Annotated in this window: 7 protein-coding genes; 3 read left to right on the forward strand and 4 right to left on the reverse strand. The window is 49.6% G+C overall.

Annotated elements, in window-relative coordinates; translation table 11 throughout:
* A partial coding sequence (speA, locus tag J0895_RS23815; RefSeq protein WP_242541550.1) for a biosynthetic arginine decarboxylase occupies positions 1-1,124 on the reverse strand: 1,124 nt, incomplete at its 3' end.
* Between the two features lie 308 nt (positions 1,125-1,432).
* Here speA and ndk point away from each other — a divergent pair.
* A complete protein-coding gene (gene ndk, locus J0895_RS23820; protein ID WP_207090473.1) occupies positions 1,433-1,882 on the forward strand; it encodes a nucleoside-diphosphate kinase in 450 nt (149 codons plus the stop codon).
* Between the two features lie 103 nt (positions 1,883-1,985).
* Here the strand turns inward: ndk and J0895_RS23825 are convergent, their stop codons facing one another.
* On the reverse strand, positions 1,986-2,756 hold the full coding sequence (locus J0895_RS23825) for a TerC family protein (RefSeq protein ID WP_207090474.1): 771 nt from the start codon (positions 2,754-2,756) through the stop codon (positions 1,986-1,988).
* A 590-nt stretch (positions 2,757-3,346) separates the two neighbouring features.
* Between J0895_RS23825 and psaM the strand changes: the two genes are divergently transcribed.
* Together psaM and J0895_RS23835 are read left to right on the forward strand one after the other, a co-directional pair.
* Complete coding sequence (psaM, locus tag J0895_RS23830) at positions 3,347-3,442, forward strand: photosystem I reaction center subunit XII (RefSeq protein ID WP_207090475.1); 96 nt, start codon at positions 3,347-3,349, stop codon at positions 3,440-3,442.
* Positions 3,443-3,800: 358 nt separating this feature from the next.
* A complete protein-coding gene (locus J0895_RS23835; RefSeq protein ID WP_207090476.1) occupies positions 3,801-4,178 on the forward strand; it encodes a slr1601 family putative cell division protein in 378 nt (125 codons plus the stop codon).
* Between the two features lie 163 nt (positions 4,179-4,341).
* Here J0895_RS23835 and J0895_RS23840 read toward each other — a convergent pair whose 3' ends face one another.
* Positions 4,342-5,133: a tetratricopeptide repeat protein gene (locus J0895_RS23840; RefSeq protein ID WP_207090477.1), complete on the reverse strand. Its 792-nt coding sequence runs from the start codon at positions 5,131-5,133 to the stop codon at positions 4,342-4,344.
* A gap of 312 nt (positions 5,134-5,445) precedes the next feature.
* Positions 5,446-5,947 (reverse strand): S41 family peptidase (locus J0895_RS23845; RefSeq protein WP_242541551.1); only part of this gene is annotated, 502 nt, incomplete at its 5' end.

A 5,947-nucleotide genomic window follows, 5' to 3' on the forward strand; every position in this document is an offset into this window, starting at 1 on the left:
CTGATCAGAGTCGGCATCGACACCTGACCTTCTTCACAAGCTTCCTTCACTTCCGCCACAATATCATTGGCGTAGTTCTGCATATTGTAGTTTTTGGAAGCGTGGAAATCGGTTTTAGAGCCATCGTAATCGACGCCTAAACCGCCACCAACATCCAAATACTTCATGTTTGCCCCCAACTTAGCCAATTCTACATAAATCTGGCTGGCTTCGCGGATGGCATCTTTAACCTTGCTAATGGCAGAAATTTGAGAACCAATATGGAAATGTAACAACTGGAGGCAGGAGAGCATATCAGCGGCAGCGAGTTGATCTACCGCATGAATGATTTCAGGAATGGTCAGACCAAATTTAGCGCGATCGCCCGAGGAACCTCCCCAGCGACCAATTCCTTTGCTCATCAGTTTAGCCCGCACCCCTAAGATCGGCTGAATCCCCAGGGATTTGGAGGCGGCGATCACCATCTCCACCTCTTCCAACTGTTCGATCACCACGATTGGCTGCTGACCCAGACGCTGGGCTAAAATTGCCGTTTCAATGTATTCCCGGTCTTTGTAGCCATTACAAATCACCAGTGCACCCTCGGTTTTCAGAGTGGCGAGGGCAATCATCAGTTCCGGTTTAGAACCCGCTTCCAGGCCAAATTGATGGGGTTGACCGAAGCGGACTAAATCCTCAATCAGGTGGCGTTGTTGGTTGCACTTCACCGGAAACACCCCTCGGTAGACGCCGGGGTACTTATAGCGAGCGATCGCTTTAGAAAAGCAAGCATTCAACCGTTCGATCCGGTCTTCTAAAATATCTGAAAAGCGAATCAGCAGGGGTAAATCCAGATTGCGCTGTCCGAGAGCTTGGACCAGTTCCAGCAAATCCAACGATCCACCGCGATCGCCCCGGGGAGATACCGTCACATGACCTGCGGCATTAATGGAAAAATAAGGCTCTCCCCAGCCGGTAATCCGATATAGTTCCTCACTCTGCTCAATCGTCCAAGGTTGCGCCTGCTTAGAAGGATGCAACACAATTGGGGCGATCGACCCTGACCCCTTGTCTTCGCTCCCGTTCCCATCTGTCGAGTTTTCTCCGAGGTGGGTCTGATCTGCGATATTTGGCTTAACTCCCATAATTTCTTCGTGGCCTCCCAACAACGCGCTCCCAGTCCATTAAATCGTTAATTTTCATCCCTTGCCGGGATGTCATGCAGCGCTCCTTTTCCCTGGATTAACCGAGGTGAATCCGGCCTCAACCGCCAGAATACAACAGCGCTCTCATAACCGTGGATGTTAGCATATTGAACGAAAACTCGGGCATTTCAGATGACACAGAACCGAGGATTCGAGAAATTGATTTGGGTTCAGACCTTGAGGAGGGGACGTTCTGAGATACCCTACAGAGGTGATAGTTGTTAATCGTCAAGTGCTAGGAGATTGGTTTGGAACGGACATTTATCGCAATCAAGCCCGATGGAGTCCAACGCAAACTCATTGGGGAAATTATTCGGCGGTTTGAAGCCAAAGGGTTTACCCTGGTGGGACTGAAAATGATGAGCGTGCCTCGGGAACTGGCCGAGAAACATTACCAGGTTCACCAGGAAAAACCTTTCTTTCCTGGGTTAGTCAAGTTCATCACCTCGGGTCCATTGGTGGCAATGGTATGGGAAGGAGATGGGGTGGTTTCCTCGGCTCGGAAAATCATTGGCGCAACCAATCCCTTAACCGCAGAACCGGGGACGATTCGGGGAGACTTTGGCGTTAGTGTGGGACGCAACCTGATCCACGGGTCCGATGCGATCGAAACCGCTGCCCATGAAATTAGCCTGTGGTTTACACCGGAAGAACTGGTCAGTTGGGATTCAGCGATGGCACCTTGGCTTGAAGAATAGAGGCGATCGGCCCTTTTATTTTGAAGCTGAGACCTTGAGACTCCAGGACTAAGCGTTAAGAATTAAGAACTGAACTGGGTGAATTCTTAATTCTTATAAACGCTTAGTCCTGAATAACTTCTTCCGTTTCCTGGATTGGAGCCACCGCATCTGCATCATTACTCATGGCAGATTCAACCACATTTTCCAGTTCTGTCTCAGGCTTCCTGACGGAAAATCCCCAGATGAATAACACCACAACCGAGGAAATCAAGAACCATTCCGGCAGGATGAAATCGGCGTCAAACACGCGCAGAAGCAGACGCAATCCCACCAAACCGACTGTAATATAGCCGGCATCTTCCAGGTGAACGTATTCATCCAACCAGCGGATAAATAACCCCGCCATAAACCGCAGGGCAACAATTCCAATGGTTGCACCGGTAACAATCAGCCAAATTTCTGAGGAAACAGCGATCGCCGTGGTGACACTATCCAATGAAAAGGCCAAATCCGTCATGGCAATGATGGGAATCGTTTGCCACAACGAATTATATTTCGGGCCACTGCGCTGATTGTCTTCGCCCTGCGAGGACATAAAATACTGAGAGACTAACCACAACAAATAAAGCGCTCCAATGAGCTGGAACTGCCAAAAGTTGATCACCCAGGTGGCGGTAAAAATCAACGCTATCCGCAGGATAAAAGCAGCTATTAGCCCAAAATTGAGGGCCTGACGCTGGATCTTCGGGTCCGATAATCCTTGGGCAATCGATGCTAAGGCGATCGCATTGTCTGCCGAGAGCACCGACTCCAACGCTACTAAAATCAGCAGCAGGAAACCTGTTTCAATTCCGATATTATGGGGATAAAAATCACTAAATCGGTCTAGCATTAACGAAAAATTTTCCTTGATAGCGGTCACGCAGGGAAACCGAGCTAATCATTCGTCCAGGATTTTGCCTCTTTACTGCCTTTGAGTCTCGAAAAGTCCTCCTCTGACGAGGGACTTAGGCCGGTGAAGCCCTCTGTGCCAGTCGAGAGTAGCCTGCCAGTTGTGGAGACCTAGGGCAAAATGGGGGGCAATCACTTGCGATCAAATGATCAACGGTCTTCAATCAGCTTAACCTTTTATTAGAAATTTCAGTACCCCAGATCTCCGGTTTCCGGGAATAAATTTGGCCTGATCCCCCCTGTGCGATCGCCATTTTGACCCCCGAGAGCATCGCTACAGTAGCCAAAAGACAACTGCGTTTCTGTACAAAAATGTTGAACAGAAAGCAACAAATTCGCGGGTTCTTTACCCAACCTCTACCCAGGAATCCCGCATCTGAGGGACTTATTCGGGCTTTGTGGTCACCTTGAGGGAACCAGACGGAGTAAAATGGCCGAACTATTTGTTGCATATTGTAACAATGGGTTTCCTCACGGCACGAAATAGCCGACAGTAGTTAAAAATATCCAAATATCAAGGAGGTCTGAATTATGGGAATCTCTGAAACCCAAGTCCTAGTCGCACTGGTTATTGCTTTAATTCCGGGAATCTTAGCCTTCCGTCTGGCAACCGAACTGTACAAGTAAGGTTGTCCCAGTCAAATGGCTTAGGGCCGGTCGAGGACCATTGCTTTAGCCAAGGGTCCTTGACCGGCTCTTAATTTGGGAACCTGTTTCCGAAATCAATGCCAGAACACAAAATAGCCAATCAGGACCCCCTAACCGGGTTGATCTCGGGGATGATTTGAGGATTGAGGAATTTTTTGCAAGCATTTTTCAAAAAAAAGTCTTAAGGTAGGCGGTTGAAATCTAAACAAGGGAGTAGAATTCAGGTGGGATACGCGCTCGTCCTGCCGCGCAACCACAAAGCCCGGTTTAGATCCGGTAAATGCTTTTTTTTGAATTGAAACTGATATTTCAGGCAAGGTAAGGGATAGTCACTCTGATGAATGCAATTCAACCCTCAACGCCCCATTTAATACCTGTGGAAACGCGACGTCCAAAAAGACGCGGGTTGTCGCAACAGCACCAACGGCGACATCTTTACCGGGCGATCGCCGCTGAAACCACTGTGAAATTAGCCGTCAACGCGGTTCTTTCGGTGGTTGCCGTCTCTGCAGTAATTACCCTGCTGCCGTATCAACAGTCTCGGCAGCAAGATTTACAGGATATTCGCGCTGAAGTCAACCATGTTGAAACCCGAGTGAATCGCTTGCAAACCGAACTGCAACGGTTGATGGCTCCAGAACAAGCGACGAGTATTATGGAAGAACACAGCTATCGGGTCGATCCCGATAAAGTTCAAATTGTGATTGATAAATAAGCCGACTGCCCCAGTGAAGCGTTAACCCTTTAACAAGGCTGGCATGGCGACGGGTAAAAGATGCTTTCAAAAATAGCATAACCTTGGCATATTTTGCCGGTTATGCTTCCCTAACGGTTTTTATCCGAGGAAGTAGGATCAGGGCTATCATTGAGACTCTCGCTTAGGAATGAGGATCGGTCTCGGAAGACCCAATCAGTTCATGAATCCAATTTTTGACTAGCGATCGCAACCGGGTGGAAACCTCAGTGGATGAAGCGGTAGACTCGGGCAAAAATTCCAGGGCCCGTCGATAGTCGGCGATCGCCGCATTCCATTCCCCCATCACATGATAAGTCCGGCCTCGTTCAGCAAAGATATGCCCTTCAATTTGCCCGAGTCCCAAGGCTATCTCAAAATTCTCGATCGCCAATTCATAGATTTCCATTTCTCGCAAGGTGATCCCCTGATTAATCAGCGCCCGCACGTTAAAGGGATTCAGGTCGATCGCCATGTCGTAGTCCAGGGTCGCCTCTACCCTCCACCCTAATGCTGCATAACAATTACCCCGATTGTTGTAGGCTTGCGACAGTTGAGAATCCAGCGCGATCGCTTGGTTATAATCGTCCAGGGCTTTCTCATACTCACCGCTTTGAAAATACATCAACCCGCGATTGTTGTAGTCAATGGCACTGGCGAGATTCTGAGAGACTAACGAACTCAGCAGGGCGATCGCCCCGGCATAGTCTCCCCGTTGAACCGTCAAACTCGCTTGTTGACGTAACTGCTGAGGGGATAACCCTGGGGACCCCAACGCCACCCCACTGGGGGAGGGACCTTCCCAGGTAGACCGGCGCTGGCGTTTGCCCCTTGCAGGCCCCTTGACCAGACCCGACCCTTGATTTGTCAAAGCCGAATCCGGAGTGCCCGGATAGCTATTTCTATGTTGCTGATGACCAAAAAAGCTCGGGTTCATAATGTTTCATCCTCTTCCATAACCCACTAGAATCACCTTACCGAGGTCCTCTCCAAGTTGGCTTTGCGGATGTGTCACTTTTCAATCCGGATCGTCCAGGGTTAGGGAGTGCGAATCCTCCTTTGTCAAACCGGCGTCCATCACTCCCAAACGGGTTAAGGCGATCGCCCCTAAACCAGAGATTTTAAATCCATTGACTGGTTTAGACCCTTCTCCCTCTTCCTAGGGTTCAAATTTGACAAATGACAGCCTCTGCCTGATTAAAGCCGAGTCGCGATCGCGCCCTGGTGGCTCTAAACAAGCGCCCAAACCCTAGTGGACACCCGCCACCACCTTGGGATCAATGAGTAAGTCCAATGCCGCTTGATATTGGCGATCGAACTCCGTTGCCAAGCGATCGCGCGATATCGGATCTAATGCCACCTCTTTATCCGGAACGATCCCCAACTTATGGATATCCCGGTGATTTGGTGTTTCGTACTTCGCCACGGTTACCGCTAATCCCGAACCATCGGCTAAGTCAAATAGGGACTGAATCAACCCCTTGCCAAACGTTTTTTCTCCCACCAACAAGGCCCGTCCATTATCCTGTAGAGCACCGGCCAGAATTTCACTGGCGCTGGCAGTCCCGCGATCGACTAACACGACTAAGGGATCGTCGGTCAGTGCTTCATCCATCGCTTCAAAACTGCCGACTATGCCTTGCCGGTTCACTGTATAGACTATCGTACCTCCATCTAGCCACTGTCGGGCAATTTCTATCCCCGCTTGTAATAGTCCTCCCGGATTGCTTCGCAGATCCAGAATGTAGGCA

The organism is Phormidium pseudopriestleyi FRX01, from assembly GCF_017313335.1.
GTDB lineage: Bacteria > Cyanobacteriota > Cyanobacteriia > Cyanobacteriales > Laspinemataceae > Laspinema > Laspinema pseudopriestleyi.